Annotated in this window: 11 protein-coding genes and 1 pseudogene; 6 read left to right on the top strand and 6 right to left on the bottom strand. The window is 61.1% G+C overall.

The window, feature by feature from the left end:
• Positions 1-9 precede the first annotated feature (9 nt).
• From tatB to BFP95_RS23810, 6 genes and pseudogenes are all read left to right on the top strand, one after another.
• Positions 10-414, top strand: coding sequence for a Sec-independent protein translocase protein TatB (gene tatB, locus BFP95_RS23830; protein WP_065875745.1), 405 nt, complete (start codon positions 10-12; stop codon positions 412-414).
• On the top strand, positions 411-1,202 hold the full coding sequence (tatC, locus tag BFP95_RS23825) for a twin-arginine translocase subunit TatC (RefSeq protein ID WP_065910806.1): 792 nt from the start codon (positions 411-413) through the stop codon (positions 1,200-1,202). Before tatB ends, tatC begins: the two co-directional genes overlap by 4 nt.
• Positions 1,199-1,906, top strand: coding sequence for a 16S rRNA (uracil(1498)-N(3))-methyltransferase (locus BFP95_RS23820; protein ID WP_065879819.1), 708 nt, complete (start codon positions 1,199-1,201; stop codon positions 1,904-1,906). The genes tatC and BFP95_RS23820 overlap by 4 nt, the downstream gene beginning before the upstream one ends.
• A 232-nt stretch (positions 1,907-2,138) precedes the next feature.
• A pseudogene (locus BFP95_RS30460) lies at positions 2,139-3,197 on the top strand (methyl-accepting chemotaxis protein); the annotation flags it as partial.
• Complete coding sequence (locus BFP95_RS30455) at positions 3,183-4,055, top strand: methyl-accepting chemotaxis protein (RefSeq protein ID WP_371905321.1); 873 nt, start codon at positions 3,183-3,185, stop codon at positions 4,053-4,055. The pseudogene BFP95_RS30460 and the gene BFP95_RS30455, both read left to right, overlap by 15 nt.
• A gap of 128 nt (positions 4,056-4,183) precedes the next feature.
• Positions 4,184-6,091, top strand: a complete 1,908-nt coding sequence (locus BFP95_RS23810; protein ID WP_065910805.1) for a methyl-accepting chemotaxis protein — start codon at positions 4,184-4,186, stop codon at positions 6,089-6,091.
• A gap of 16 nt (positions 6,092-6,107) precedes the next feature.
• Here BFP95_RS23810 and BFP95_RS23805 read toward each other — a convergent pair whose 3' ends face one another.
• The 6 genes from BFP95_RS23805 to BFP95_RS23780 form a co-directional block, all read right to left on the bottom strand.
• Positions 6,108-6,842, bottom strand: a complete 735-nt coding sequence (locus BFP95_RS23805) for an amino acid ABC transporter ATP-binding protein (RefSeq protein ID WP_049710432.1) — start codon at positions 6,840-6,842, stop codon at positions 6,108-6,110.
• Positions 6,835-7,794: an amino acid ABC transporter permease gene (locus BFP95_RS23800; RefSeq protein WP_065879817.1), complete on the bottom strand. Its 960-nt coding sequence runs from the start codon at positions 7,792-7,794 to the stop codon at positions 6,835-6,837. The genes BFP95_RS23805 and BFP95_RS23800 overlap by 8 nt, the downstream gene beginning before the upstream one ends.
• 133 nt (positions 7,795-7,927) lie before the next feature.
• Positions 7,928-8,725 (bottom strand): transporter substrate-binding domain-containing protein, encoded by a 798-nt coding sequence (locus BFP95_RS23795; RefSeq protein ID WP_065910804.1) that lies wholly within the window; start codon positions 8,723-8,725, stop codon positions 7,928-7,930.
• Between the two features lie 219 nt (positions 8,726-8,944).
• Positions 8,945-9,745, bottom strand: coding sequence for a transporter substrate-binding domain-containing protein (locus BFP95_RS23790; RefSeq protein WP_065910803.1), 801 nt, complete (start codon positions 9,743-9,745; stop codon positions 8,945-8,947).
• Between the two features lie 187 nt (positions 9,746-9,932).
• Entirely contained in the window at positions 9,933-12,503 is a 2,571-nt protein-coding gene (mdoH, locus tag BFP95_RS23785) for a glucans biosynthesis glucosyltransferase MdoH (protein ID WP_065875753.1), read from the bottom strand.
• Positions 12,496-14,232 (bottom strand): glucan biosynthesis protein G, encoded by a 1,737-nt coding sequence (locus BFP95_RS23780; protein ID WP_065875909.1) that lies wholly within the window; start codon positions 14,230-14,232, stop codon positions 12,496-12,498. Before BFP95_RS23780 ends, mdoH begins: the two co-directional genes overlap by 8 nt.
• Between the last annotated feature and the right edge of the window lie 158 nt (positions 14,233-14,390).

Genomic DNA, 14,390 nt, shown 5'->3' with positions numbered 1-14,390 from the left:
CACTGACTAATGTTTGGTATCAGCTTCTCTGAACTGCTGCTCGTCGGCCTCGTGGCCTTGCTGGTATTGGGGCCGGAACGCCTGCCCGGAGCAGCGCGCACGGCCGGCCTGTGGATCGGGCGCCTGAAACGCAGTTTCAACGCCATCAAACAGGAAGTTGAACGGGAAATCGGTGCGGACGAGATTCGTCGGCAACTGCACAACGAGCACATTCTGTCGTTGGAACAGGAGGCGCGGAAGATTCTGTCGCCCGTGCAGGAGCCCGCCAAACCGGCGCAGCCTGTGGCCGAACACAGCATCGCGCCCGCCGCTGAAACCGCCCCCGTGGCAACGACCGCGCCAACCGAACCTGCGCCGACGCCCGTTGCGTCGCCCGCGCCCCATGACCCTACATTGCCGCCGCGAGCCCCATGAGCGCTGATAAACCGGAAGACGACCAGCATATGCCGCTGGTCTCGCACCTCACTGAGCTGCGTACCCGCCTGCTGCGTTGCGTAGCGGCCATCTTCATCATATTTGCCGGGTTGTTCGCCTTTACCCAGCAGATCTACACCTTTGTCTCGACGCCACTGCGCCAGTACCTGCCGGCCGGCGCGACGATGATCGCCACCGATGTGTCGTCGCCATTCCTCACGCCGTTGAAGCTGACCATGATGGTGTCGCTGTTCCTGGCGATCCCGGTGATCCTGCACCAGATCTGGGGCTTTATAGCGCCGGGCCTTTACAAGCATGAGAAGCGCATCGCGGTGCCGTTGCTGGTGTCGAGCATCCTGCTGTTCTACACCGGCATGGCGTTCGCGTACTTCCTGGTGTTCCCGCTGATCTTCAAGTTCTTCGCCGCTGCCACCCCGGCCGGCGTGGAGATGATGACCGACATCACCAGCTACCTCGACTTCGTGATGACGTTGTTCTTCGCCTTTGGCGTGGCCTTCGAAATCCCGGTGGCCGTGGTGCTGCTGGTGTGGATCGGCGTGGTCAACGTGGCGTACCTGAAGAAGATCCGCCCCTACGTGATCATCGGCTGCTTCGTGGTCGGCATGATCCTCACGCCGCCGGATATCTTCTCCCAGACCCTGCTGGCCGTGCCGATGTGGATGCTGTTCGAAATTGGCATCCTGTTCAGCGGCTTGATCAGCAAGCGCGGCGAACACCCGGATGATCAACCCGCCGACGACGACCAGCCGCCAGCGACCCAGCCGTGAACCTGCTGCTGCTGGAAGAGGCCGATTTTATTACGGCTGACCGCGTGGTGCTGCGCGATCGACGCCTGGTGCATATGCAGGAAGTCCACCGCGCCGCCGTCGGCGACAGCCTGCGCGTCGGCCGTATCGGCGGACTGATGGGCAATGCGCAGTTGCTGCGCCTGGACGCCGGTGAAGCCGAGCTGCAAGTGAGCGTCGACCAGCCGCCACCGGCCAAACTGCCGCTGACCCTGTTGCTGGCCCTGCCGCGCCCGAAAATGCTGCGCCGGGTGCTGCAGACCGTGGCCGCCATGGGCGTGCCCAAGGTGGTGTTGGTCAACAGCTACCGGGTCGAAAAGAGCTTCTGGCAAACCCCATTCCTGGAGCCCGAGGCGATTCGCGAGCAACTGATCCTGGGCCTGGAACAGGCGCGGGACACGGTGCTGCCCGAGATCGTGATCGAAAAGCGCTTCAAACCGTTCGTCGAAGACCGCCTGCCGGCCATGACCGAAGGCACCCTGGGCCTGATCGGCCACCCCGGCGATTACCCGGCCTGCCCGCGTGGGCTGGCTGAGCCGGTGACCCTGGCGATTGGCCCGGAAGGCGGTTGGATCCCCTACGAAGTGGACTTGCTGGCCAAGGCCGGCATGCAGCCCGTGCAACTCGGCGCGCGCATCCTGCGCGTCGAAACCGCCGTCACAGCCTTGCTCGCCCGCCTCTTCTAACACCAGCCGATTCTTCGTAGTGAGCGGGCTTGCCCCGCGCTGGGCGGCGCAGCCGCCCCAATAAAGACGCCACCGAGTCCCAGATAAGACCAAGTCGCCTGGTTCGGGGCAGCTTCGCCGCCCAGCGCGGGGCAAGCCCGCTCACTACAAAATCCTCATTTCCTACAGATATCTCCCCGACAGCCGATAGCCTTCGAATAAGTCCAAGCCTTGTTCCAGGGGAGTTTGCAGCATGTATCGATGGTTAGCCGAAAAGCTGGGAAATGTCAGTGTCAAAACCAAGCTGGGCGTGGGCTTCGGGCTGGTATTGCTGCTGACGCTGATGATCACGCTCACCGGCTGGACCGGGCTCTCCGGCGTGATCAGTCGCGGTGACAAACTGGGGTACATCGCCAGCCTCAACGACCTGAGCAAGGACTTGCGCATAGCCCGCCTGGATTTTGAAATGCGCCGTGGCGAGCAGGGTCCGACGGCGGTCAATGGTTTTCTCGGCCAACTGGAAAGCGGTCTGAAAACCGCACGGGCACTCATTGAGCAGCCCGCTGACATTGCCTTGATCGATGATCAACTCGCGGCGGTCGACCAGTACAAGCGCGCATTCGACGCCATGGTGCAGGCCGGTGCCAACCGGGAAAACGCCCGTAGCAAATTGGGCGATACGGCCGACAACGCAGTGGCCAAGGTGGGTGAGGTTGAAAAAGCCCTGCTGCAAGGTGACAGCGTCAGCCTGTTCAACAGCCTTGTCGATTTGAGCAAGTTGATCCAGCAAGCCCGCTTCCAGGTGCGTGGCTACACCTACAGCGGCAAGGTCGAGGCCGAGCAGCCAGCGCTGGACGCCATCGACAACGCCTTGAAGAAAATCACCACCCTCAATGGCCAGCTACCCGAGCAATATACAAACAACCTGCAACAGGCCAGCGTATCGCTGCAAGCCTACCGCGCCGCGGTGAGCCAATACCGTGACTCTCAGGTCGCCAGCGCCGGCGCCTTGAAAATCATGGCCAGCCAAGGCGATATACTGCTGGACCGCAGTAACAAACTGACTGCCTCGCAAACGGTCGTGCGCGATACCGATGCCGCACACGCCAAACAACTGTTGCTATTGGCCACCACACTCGCGCTGATCTTCGGCCTGGTCGCCGCGTGGGCCATCACCCGCCAGATCATCATCCCGCTGAACCAGACTCTCCAGGTGGCCGAGCGCGTGGCCTCGGGCGACCTGAGCCACAACCTGATCTCCCTGCGCCAGGACGAACTTGGCCAACTGCAACGGGCCATGCAAAGCATGACGGTCGGCCTGCGTGAACTGATTGGTGGTATCAGCGACGGCGTCACCCAAATTGCCAGCGCCGCCGAACAGCTGTCCGCCGTGACTGAGCAAACCAGCGCCGGGGTCAACAGCCAGAAGGTCGAGACCGACCAGGTCGCCACTGCCATGAACGAAATGGCCGCCACCGTGCAGGAAGTGGCGCGCAACGCCGAGGAAGCCTCCGAAGCCGCCGTGGCCGCAGACCAGCAAGCCCGTGAAGGCGACAAAGTGGTCGGCGAAGCCATCGCTCAGATCGAACGCCTGGCCACGGAAGTCGGCAACTCCACCGTCGCCATGGGCGACCTGAAGCGCGAAAGCGACAAGATCGGCAGCGTGCTCGACGTGATCAAGTCGGTGGCCCAGCAAACCAACCTGCTGGCCCTCAACGCCGCGATTGAAGCCGCGCGCGCCGGTGAAGCCGGGCGTGGCTTTGCGGTGGTGGCCGATGAAGTGCGCAGCCTGGCCCAACGTACGCAGAAGTCCACCGAAGAGATCGAAGAGCTGATTGTCGGCCTGCAAAACGGTACCCAACAGGTGGCGACCATCATGGATAACAGCCGTGGCCTGACCGACAGCAGCGTTGAACTGACCCGCCGTGCCGGCAGCGCCTTGGCGAACATCACCCGCACGGTCTCGACCATCCAGGCAATGAACTCGCAGATCGCCACCGCCGCCGAGCAACAAAGCGCCGTGGCTGAAGAGATCAATCGCAGCGTACTGAACGTGCGCGATGTGTCGGAACAAACCTCTTCGGCCAGTGAAGAAACCGCCGCGTCCAGTGCTGAACTGGCACGCCTGGGCATCTACTTGCAGACGCTGGTCGGACGTTTCCGTATCTGATCGGTCCTACGCGGCGGCCAGTCGAGGCCGCCGCAACTTGTGAAACTTCCTACGCAGTTATCAGCCCGCCATCACCCCGAATCGATTTAGCGTTGGTCTACGCGCTTTTTCAGATTTGGAGGTTCACCATGTTTCCTCGGCTGACTCGCTTGCTGGTCAACGCCAGCGTCCGTCTCAAACTCGCCCTGGGCTTTGGCCAGGTGCTGGTCCTCAGCCTCGTCATCGCCATGACCGGCTGGCAGGCCCTGAATGACGTACTTCTGCGCTCAAGCAACTTGTCGACACTGGGCCAACTGGCGGCTGTCGCGGAGGCCATGCGCGCCGACCGTATCGTGTACCGCACCCTCACGGACACCGCCAGCCTGAGCAAGATGGCGCAACAGATTGAAACCATCGACCAGCATCTGCGCGATCTGGCAAACCACCTGGAGGACCCGGCCGAACTGCGGCGCGTCCAGGAAGCGGAACGCCTGGTGGCCAGTTTCAAAGCCGCGCTCGTCGAACTGCCGCCCTTGATCGAACGGCGCAACAACACCCGCCCCCCGCTCCACGCGATCGCGCTGCAGGCCAGCGACACCCTTGCGCAGCTGGCCAGCGAACTGCCTGACCAGCAAGACCAGCAAGCGCTGGATGCGATTGAAAACCTGCGCCAAGTCATGGAGCAGGCCGAGGATCGCGCCCAGAGCCCCGCCTGGGCGGCCGAAACGTTGCAAGCCTACGCCGACGCCGTCAACAACACCCTCGACGCCCTGGACGTTGCTCAGGCCGCCGTGACCCGCCTGCCCGTGGATTCGGCCCTGCTCAAAACCGACCTGGCGAACTATCGCACGCGCCTCCTCACACTCAAGGAAGCCCAGCTCACCACGGAGACCGTACAGAACCGATTTGAACAACAACTCAACCAGTTGCTGGAACACAATGAGTGGCTGAGCCAAAGCCAAACCGCCAAGCGCGACAGTGAGGCTGGGCAAACCCGCAGATTGCTCGCGGGGGTCACGGCGGCCGCGTTGTTACTGGGTGCCTTCGCCGCTTGGTGGATCGCCCGGCAGATCGCTGTTCCGCTGCGAGAAATCCTCACCGCCGCCCACCGTGTCGCCGACGGCGACTTGAGCCACAACATCCCGGTGGAACGGCGCGACGAACTGGGCCAGTTGCAGCAAAGCATCGGGCAAATGACCCGCAACCTGCGCAGCCTGATCAGCAGTATTAGCGACAGCGCCCGGCAGATCGCCAGCGCCGCCACGCAGCTCTCAGCCGTCACCGAGCAGACCCGCGCCGGGATCAATGATCAGAAAGACGAAACAGACCAGATGGCCACAGCGATGAATGAAATGCTCGCCACCGCCCAAGAAGTCGCACGACATGCCGAATACGCGTCGGCGGCGGCCAATGAGGCCGATCAACAAGCCACCGCCGGGGACAAGGTGGTCGGGCAGGCGGTGGAGCAGATAGGCCATCTGGCCCATGAAATGGCGCGCTCCAGCCAGGCGATGATTGCATTGCAACGCGAGAGCCAAAAAATCGGAGGTGTGCTGGACGTCATCAAGTCGGTGTCTCAGCAGACCAATCTGCTGGCCCTGAACGCGGCCATTGAAGCAGCACGTGCGGGTACGGCTGGCGAAGGGTTTGCCGTAGTCGCCGATGAAGTCCGCAGCCTCGCCTTGCGCACGCAGGCGTCCGCTGAAGAAATCGAGGGCCTGATCTGCGGCCTGCACACCGGCACCCAACAGGTGGCAGACATTATGGACGGCAGCCGCGCGTTGACCGACAACAGTGTCGACCTGAGCCGCGATGCAGGCGGTGCATTGGCAGCCATTATCCGTACGGTCTCGATCATCCAGGAAATGAACCCGCAGATTGCCGCTGCCGCCGAGCAACAAAGTGCCGTCGCCGAGGAAATAAATCGCAGCGTGATGAAAGTGCGGGACGTGTCGGAGCAAACCGCGGCCGCCAGCGAGGAAACGGCGGTGGCCAGTGTTCAGTTGAAGCGGTTGAGCCTGGACCTGCAGACACTGGTCGACAGGTTCCGGCTCTGACCTGTGGCGTGCGACATCAGAGGACTTGGCGCAGGAACGCCTGGGCCCTTGGGTCTTTGGGCGCAGCGAAGAACTCGGCCGGGGCCGCGTCTTCCAACAACTTGCCATGGTCGAAAAACAGCACGCGGTCGGCCACTTCACGGGCAAAGCCCATTTCGTGGGTGACGCAGACCATGGTCATGCCTTCCAGGGCCAGGGTCTTCATCACGTCCAGCACCTCGCCGACCATTTCCGGGTCGAGCGCGGAAGTGGGCTCATCAAAGAGCATCACCTTGGGCTCCATCGCCAGGGCTCGGGCAATCGCGACCCGCTGTTGCTGGCCCCCGGACAAGCGGGATGGAAATTCATTGGCCTTTTGCGCGATACCGACCTTCTCCAGCAGCGCCAGGGCCTTGGCCTCACGCTCCTGCTTGCCGCGCTTGCGCACGACTTTCTGCGCCAGGCACAGGTTTTCCAGCACAGTCATGTGAGGGAACAGGTTGAAGTGCTGGAACACCATGCCAACTTCACGGCGGTAGGCGTTGACGTCGGTTTTCGGATCAGCCAGTTGCAGGCCGTCGATGCTGACCGAGCCGGAGTCGAACTCCTCAAGGCCATTAAGGCAACGCAGGAAGGTCGACTTGCCGGAGCCCGACGGGCCGATCACCACCAGCACTTCGCCCTTGGCCACCTGGGTGGTGACGTGGTCCACCGCGCGCACCACTTGGCCGCGGGTGTCGAAGACTTTTACCAGATCGCGGACTTCAATCACTTTGCGCGAGCCTCCGCTCAAGCCGACTGGCGATTTTCGACAGCGGCAGGTTGATCAGCAGGTACAGGCCTGCGACGCAGAACAGGATTTCAAACGGCGAGAACGAAGTGGTGATCACCTCGCGGCCGCTCTTGAGCAGTTCGGTAATCGCGATCACCGACACCAGGGAAGTGTCCTTTACCAGGCTGATAAATTGCCCGGCCAACGGCGGCAGCACGCGCTTGAACGCCTGCGGCAATACCACATGGCGCATCGACTGGCTGGCGCTCAGGCCCAGGGAGCGAGCGGCTTCGTTCTGGCCACGGGTGATGGACTGCACGCCAGCGCGCACGATTTCCGCCACATACGCGCCAGTGAACAGCGACAGCGCGGCGATCCCGGCGAATTCCCGGGACAGGTTGAGTACCGTGCCGATAAAGAAATAGAAAATGAAGATTTGCACCAACAGCGGCGTGCCGCGCACCAGTTCGACGTAGATCGTCGACAGATCGCGCAGGGTCGGGTTATTGGAGAGCCGGCACAAGCCGGTCGCCAGCCCGATCGCCAGCCCGAGGATGCCGGATACCACCGACAGCCACAGCGTGGTCCACAACCCCCACATCAACGGGCCCAACGCCCAATGCCGAGTCACGCCCACCACGTCGCCTTCGGCCACATCGTCGCCACGCGCCACTTGCAGGCTGTTGTCGGCAACGGTCAGCTTTTGCTCGGCACCCGCGTCGCTGCGCAGGGTCACTTCAGCCACATCGCCTTTGCGCACCAACTCGACAACCGTGGAGATGTCGGCGGCACGCTGGGACGTCTCAGCCTGGTAGACGAAGTATTGCGGCACGCGGTTCCAACGCCACTCGTAGGACATCAGCGAGGTGGCGTAGTACAAGGCGCCAGCCAGGCCGACCAGCACGACCACGGTCAGCAGGTGCCAGGGCCATTGGGCTTTTTTCTGTTTCATTTCACTTTCCGGGGGTGTGTATCGCCTGGCAGGCCGTCATCGCGGGCAAGCCCGCTCCCACATTTTGATTTGTGAACACCGTTAAATGTGGGAGCTGGCTTGCCTGCGATGCAGGCAACTCGGTCTTGAGACCTTATTCCATATCCTTGAGCCAGTCGGAGCTCTTGAACCACTTGTCATGGATACGATCGTAGGTGCCGTCGTTGCGGATCTGGTGCAGGAAGTTGTTGATGAAGTTGATGCTGTCGTAGTCGCCTTTTTTCAGGCCAAACGCCAGGGGTTCGAAGGTGAACGGGTCTTCGAGGAACACCAGCTTGCCGTTACCGACTTTCTTCTCGGCAACCACGTTGTACGGTGCGTCATACACAAAGGCATCGGCCTTGCCGTTGACCACGTCCAGCACGCCTTCCTGCTCGTTGTCGTAGCCGTGGTACTTGGCCTTGGAGATCAGCTTCTTGGCGACCATCTCGCCCGTGGTACCCAGCTTGGAGGTCAGGCGGTATTTCTCGTCGTTCAGGTCTTTGTAGGACTTGATGGTGCCTTCCAGCTCCTTGCGAATCAGCAGGGTCTGGCCGACCACGATGAAGGGTTCGCTGAAGTTCAGGCGCAGGTTGCGTTCCTGGGTCAGGGTCATGCCGCTGCCGATCATGTCGAACTTGCCGGTCAGGAAGGCCGGGATGATGCCGTCATAGCCAGTGGATACCAGCTCCAGCTTGACGCCCATGGACTTGGCCATGGCCTTGAGGATGTCGACTTCGAAGCCGATGATTTCACCGCGCTTGTCGGTCATTTCGAACGGCATGTAGGTCGGGTCCATGCCGACTTTCAGCGTACCGCGCTTGACCGCATCATCGATTGCGCCGGCCTGGGCCGCGTTGGCCGCGACCAGCGCGGTGACGCCAAGCAGCAGCATCGAAAGATACTTCTTCATCATCAAGTCCCCTGAACGAATCTTGTAAGGTCGGCGCGCAAAAGGGCTGCACCATTTCGGGGTGCGATCCTAACCCACTCGCCTCCCGCCACAAAGGTTTCACGGCTATTTGTTATCGGCGTATGTCGGAAAAGCCCCGCAACGCTACGGCAAAGTGCACACATAGACACTTGGGCAGAGCGCAGCAGTAACGGATTGATGTGTAAAGAGTTATGACTTTCAGTCGATTTCCGCCATCCAGGCCGTTTCCTTAAACCACTTGTCGTGCAAGCGATCGTAGGTCCCATCCTGGGCAACCTGGTTGAGGAAGTGGTTGATCCAGTTGAGGCTATCGAAATCGCCTTTCTTCAAGCCGAATGCCAGGGGCTCAAAGGTGAAGGGTTGCTCAAGCGCCAGCAGCGCGCTGTTTTCCGGGCGACTCAAGGCGAGGAGGTTGTAGGGTGCGTCATGAATAAAGGCATCGGCCTTGCCTTGCACCACTTGGCGCACGCCCTCTTCCGGCGTTACAAAACTGCTGAGCCGGGCCGCCCCCAGAAACCGTCGCGCCGCTGACTCGCCGGTGGTGCCTTCGGCGGTAGCGATTCGGTAGCTGGCGTCGTCCAGGTCTTCGACACTGGCGACCTTGCCCATGAGACGTGGATGCAACAACACTGACTGCCCGACCACGATGAACGAATCGCTGAAGTTCAGCTTAATGTTGCGTTCCTGAGTGACGGTCATACCGCTGCCGATCAGGTCGAATTTTTTCGCCTGCAACCCCTCCACCAACTCGTTGTAAGGCACTGCAACCAATTCAAGATCAACCCCCAAGGCTTGGCTCATGACCTTGAGCAGGTCGATTTCAAAACCGACGATGCGCCCTTGTTTGTCGGTCATTTCAAAGGGCATGTAAGTGGGCGTGGTGCCGACTTTCAGCACACCGCGTCGAACCGCGTCGTCAATCGCGCCTGCCTGTGCCAGGCCTATGTGAATCAATGCGACAGCGCCTATCAGCAGCGTCGAACAATAGCCTTTGCTCATGAATACCCCAGTGGCCGAGTCAAATCCGGGGGGCGATGCTAACTCAGCCACGGGCACGGCAATACGCCTCGGACGAGGGTCTTTTGTTTCGAAATAACAGGAGGTTGACGAGAGAGGGAAAAGCTTGGAAACGCTGTAGGAGCAGCGCTTCGAACGCCCCCGAGGTGAGCCCTCGGGGGCGTCTGAATCAGGCCGGTTGGGCCTGGGACGACAGCGGTTGCAGGGGTAGCAACGGCGCGTGCGGATCGGCCTTGATCGAGTCCCGCCAGGCGGCGAGCCACTCGGCATGGCCTTCGCTCCACACCTGCTCGTGCAGGCGAGCCAGGGCTACCGGGTCGCTGAGCAATGCCACGCGTTCGCCGTTGTTAAGGCCGGCTGGGCCGACTTTCAACGCATGACGCACACGCTCGATACGCAGGTACTCAATCGGCTCGGCCTCACGGTGACGCGAGGTCGCCAGGGCACACGCCAGGGCGTTTTGCTGTGGATCAACCACCGAGCGCACAAAGCCGTCGTTCAGCGCGTGCCAACGGTTTTCGTGGGTGTACTGCTCGGTCGACAGCAACGCCTGCGGCGGATTGTATTCCTCAGGGATCAGGAACAGGCTCTCGTCGCGGGACTTGAGGCCCAGGTTGACCCGACTAGAAATCACCGACACCGGAATCGACAGCATCAACGAGCCGACGATCGGCACCAGCCACCACAGGAAGCTTGGATTCAACCACACCACCAGCAGGGCCCAGAGGAAGCCGAGCAAGGTCTGCGTACCGTGGCGTTTAAATGCTTCACCCCAGGTGGTCGAGTCGTCATCACGCTTGGGCGAGTTCCATGTCGCGGCCCAGCCGAGGAACGCGGCAAGCACGAAACGGGTGTGAAAAATCATCCGCACCGGCGCCAGCAGCATGGAGAACAGCATCTCCAGCAGCATCGACATCGTCACCTTGAACTTGCCACCGAACTCTTTCGCGCCCTTGGCCCAGATCAAAATGATGCTCAGCAGCTTGGGCAGGAACAGCAGCACGATGGTGGTGGAGAACAACGCCACCGCCTTGTCCGGATGCCATTGCGGCCACAGCGGGTACAACTGGCGTGGCGCCATGAAGTACTGCGGCTCCATCAGCGTGTTCACCGCCAGCAGCGCCGTGGACAACACCAGGAACAGGAACCACAACGGCGCCGACAGGTAGGACATCACGCCGGTCAGGAACACCGCGCGGTGCACCGGGTGCATGCCTTTAACCAGGAACAGGCGGAAGTTCATCAGGTTACCGTGGCACCAGCGACGGTCACGTTTGAGTTCGTCCAGCAGGTTCGGCGGCAGTTCTTCGTAGCTGCCCGGCAGGTCGTAGGCAATCCACACGCCCCAGCCGGCACGGCGCATCAGCGCTGCTTCAACGAAGTCATGGGACAGAATCGAACCGGCGAACGCGCCCTTACCTGGCAATGGCGCCAAGGCGCAGTGCTCGATAAACGGCTTCATGCGGATGATCGCGTTGTGACCCCAGTAGTGGGATTCACCCAACTGCCAGAAGTGCAGGCCGGCGGTGAACAGCGGGCCATAAACACGGGTAGCGAACTGCTGCATGCGCGCATACAGGGTGTCCATGCCCGACGCACGTGGCGCGGTCTGGATAATCCCGGCATCCGGCGTGGCTTCCATCAAGCGCACCAGGCTGGTCAGGCATTCGCCGCTCATCACGCTATCAGCGTCAAGCACGACCATGTATTTGTAGTCACCGCCCCAACGACGGCAGAAGTCGTCGAGGTTGCCGCTCTTGCGCTTTACGCGACGGCGGCGACGGCGATAGAAGATCTTGCCGAAACCACCGGCTTCGCGGCACACGTCGAGCCAGGCTTGCTGTTCGGCGATGCAGATGTCGGCGTCATTACTGTCGCTGAGCACGAAGAAGTCGAAGCGATCCAGGTCACCGGTGGCGGCGACCGACTCGAACGTAGCGCGCAGACCGGCAAATACCCGGGGCACGTCTTCGTTGCAGATCGGCATCACCAGCGCGGTGCGGGCGTCTTTCGGAATCGGCTCATCACCGGCACTTTTACCGGAGATGCGGTATTTATCGTGGCCAGTGAGCAGTTCCAGGAAGCCCATCAACGCGGTCCAGAAACCGGCCGACACCCAGCAGAACAAGATCCCGAACATGATCAGGATGCTGGTTTGCAGGGCGTAAGGCAGCACCTGGGTAGCGGTTTGCAGCAGGGTCTGGTTGCGGATCTCGTCGAAGTCAACGAGCGACCAGCCCTGGTAAGGCATGATGCCTTTCATGTACCAGCCGGCCACGATGGTTTGGCCGAGCATCAGCACCAGCAGGATGTAACGGCGGATCGAACCGACGGTACGCCAGCGGGCGGCCGGCAGTACGCGTTCATCCTTCGGCGGTGTCGGAGGATTGCTGCGGCCGGTGATACGGCGCCAGCCGCGCACCAGGATATTGGTGCGCCACGGCTCCGGCACCACACGGGTACGACGGATCGGCGGCGTGGCCTTGAGGCACACGCGACCGCTGGCGTCGAGCGCCAGCATTTCGGCGTCTTGCAGCTCTTCGGCAGTGTTGAGGGTCAACCGGCGGCCAACCGACGCCTGGGCGGCGTCGATGGGCGCGTCGAACGTCGACGATGACAAGCGCTCGTGCAACTCGGTGAAGGATGTGCAGCCCGCCAGTTCGGCGCGCTGCTCAGCGGTCATCGGTAGATGCGCCAGGTACTCGGACAGAGTCTCGGGCGTGGCTTGAGAATTACTCATCGGCAGGCAACTGATAGCTCCAGGTTTCGGTCAGGACTTGTTCTGTCTTGATCGGCTCCGGTGTGGCTGGGGCAGCTTCTGGCTGCTTGGCTTCCTTGTCTTTCGCGTCTTTCTTGGCCTGTTTCTCGTGTTGCTTGGCCAGGACCTTGTCGGCCTTGAGCACGTGGCTCGAGTCCTGCTCAGGGGCAGGCGGGGCAACATCCTGCACCAGCGCTGCACGCATTTCGGTCGGCTTGCCTGCGTCCTTGATCTTCATGCGCAGGGTCAGACGCCAGCCTTTGGTGTGTTCGTTGTAGCGCACGCTGTTTTCAACCAGTTCGGCGTTGTCGCTGACACTGACTTGGCTGCGAACCGCGGCATCCGACGGCAAAGCCTTGAGGGACGGGCCCTCGAAGTCCACCAGGTACGCCACGCTGCCATCCGGCTGGCGGATCAGGTTGGATTGCTTCACGTCACCGGTGGAACGCAGGGTCTGCTTGACCCAGGCGCTGTCGGCCGGGTGCAAGGCTTTTTCGTCCATGGTCCAGTGCAGGCGGTAGGAAACGTCCAGCGGCTTGCCGACTTCCGGCAGTTCCGCAGGGCTCCAGAACGCAACGATGTTGTCGTTGGTTTCATCGGCAGTCGGAATCTCTACCAGGTTGACGGTGCCTTTGCCCCAGTCGCCCTCAGGCTCGATCCAGGCGCTTGGGCGCTTGTCGTAGTTATCGTCAAGGTCTTCGTAGTGGCTGAAGTCGCGACCACGTTGCAGCAGGCCGAAACCTTTCGGGTTCTCGACGGTGAAGTTGCTGACCGACAGGTGTTTAGGGTTGTTCAGTGGGCGCCAGATCCACTCGCCGTTACCGGCATGGATCGACAGGCCGCTGGAATCGTGGAGCTCACGACGGTAGTTGAGCACTTTGGACGGCTGGTTCGCGCCGAACAGGTACATGCTGGTCAACGGGGCAACGCCCAGCTTGCTGACCTTGTCGCGCAGGAACATCTGGGATTTCACATCGACAATGGTGTCGGTGCCCGGACGCAGGATCAGGCGATAAGCGCCGGTTGCCCGTGGCGAGTCCAGCAGGGCAAAGATCACCAGCTGTTTTTCACCCGGCTTTGGACGCTCGATCCAGAACTCGGTGAAACGCGGGAATTCTTCGCCGGAAGGCAATGCAGTGTCGATCGCCATGCCGCGGGCAGACAGGCCATAGGCCTGACCTTTGCCGACCACGCGGAAGTAGCTGGCGCCCAGCATGGTCATGATTTCGTCTTGCTTGTCGCCCTTGTTGATCGGGTACAGCACACGGAAGCCGGCATAACCCAGCTGTTCAGTGGCTTTAGGATCAAACTTCACGTCGCCGAAATCGAAACGCGTCGGGTCGTATTTGATTTCCTGGACGCTGTCGGCGGTGACTTCATTGATTTTCACCGGTGTATCGAAGTGCATACCCTGGTGATAGAAGGACAGCTTGAACGGGGTGTTCTGATCGGCCCACTCGGCTTTTTCGTTGCGGAAACGAATTTTCTGGTAGTCCGCGAATTTCATTTCGCGGAATTCGTTCGGCAGATTGCTGCGCGGAGCTTCGTATTTCTGCCCGGCCAGCTCTTTCGCCTTGGCCGACACATCATCCAGACTGAATGCCCACAGTTGACCCGCGCCGAACAGGCAAAACAGGGCAGAGCCCGTTACCAGTGCGTTTCGTAACCGTTTGGCAGACAATTTTGGTGCATTACAGGGACTAACAATCACGAGCAACCCTCGCCGAAAACAGATCAAAAAACCAACGGCCAGCTATCTATATGCCAGGTTGGCGAGCATTGTTCCGACTCCCTCAGGGCAAAATGATTCCCCATGGGTTGTCGGACAAGTCTCTACCTAAGTCAAAATGGACCAAACAACGCTGATCC

Origin of the sequence: Pseudomonas sp. 58 R 12 (assembly GCF_900005865.1) — a bacterium.
In the GTDB taxonomy this organism is placed as follows: Bacteria; Pseudomonadota; Gammaproteobacteria; order Pseudomonadales; family Pseudomonadaceae; genus Aquipseudomonas; species Aquipseudomonas tritici.
The sequence above is the reverse complement of the archived record's forward strand: the minus strand, read 5'-3'. Positions and strand labels throughout refer to the sequence as shown.

What these genes read in the sequence shown, in the direction of transcription:
- tatB (WP_065875745.1), top strand. Translation starts at nt 10, where the DNA reads ATGTTTGGTATCAGCTTCTCTGAACTGCTGCTCGTCGGCCTCGTGGCC.
- tatC (WP_065910806.1), top strand. Translation starts at nt 411, where the DNA reads ATGAGCGCTGATAAACCGGAAGACGACCAGCATATGCCGCTGGTCTCG.
- BFP95_RS30455 (WP_371905321.1), top strand. Translation starts at nt 3,183, where the DNA reads ATGCAAAGCATGACGGTCGGCCTGCGTGAACTGATTGGTGGTATCAGC.
- BFP95_RS23810 (WP_065910805.1), top strand. Translation starts at nt 4,184, where the DNA reads ATGTTTCCTCGGCTGACTCGCTTGCTGGTCAACGCCAGCGTCCGTCTC.
- BFP95_RS23800 (WP_065879817.1), bottom strand. Translation starts at nt 7,794, where the DNA reads ATGAAACAGAAAAAAGCCCAATGGCCCTGGCACCTGCTGACCGTGGTC.
- BFP95_RS23795 (WP_065910804.1), bottom strand. Translation starts at nt 8,725, where the DNA reads ATGAAGAAGTATCTTTCGATGCTGCTGCTTGGCGTCACCGCGCTGGTC.
- BFP95_RS23790 (WP_065910803.1), bottom strand. Translation starts at nt 9,745, where the DNA reads ATGAGCAAAGGCTATTGTTCGACGCTGCTGATAGGCGCTGTCGCATTG.
- mdoH (WP_065875753.1), bottom strand. Translation starts at nt 12,503, where the DNA reads ATGAGTAATTCTCAAGCCACGCCCGAGACTCTGTCCGAGTACCTGGCG.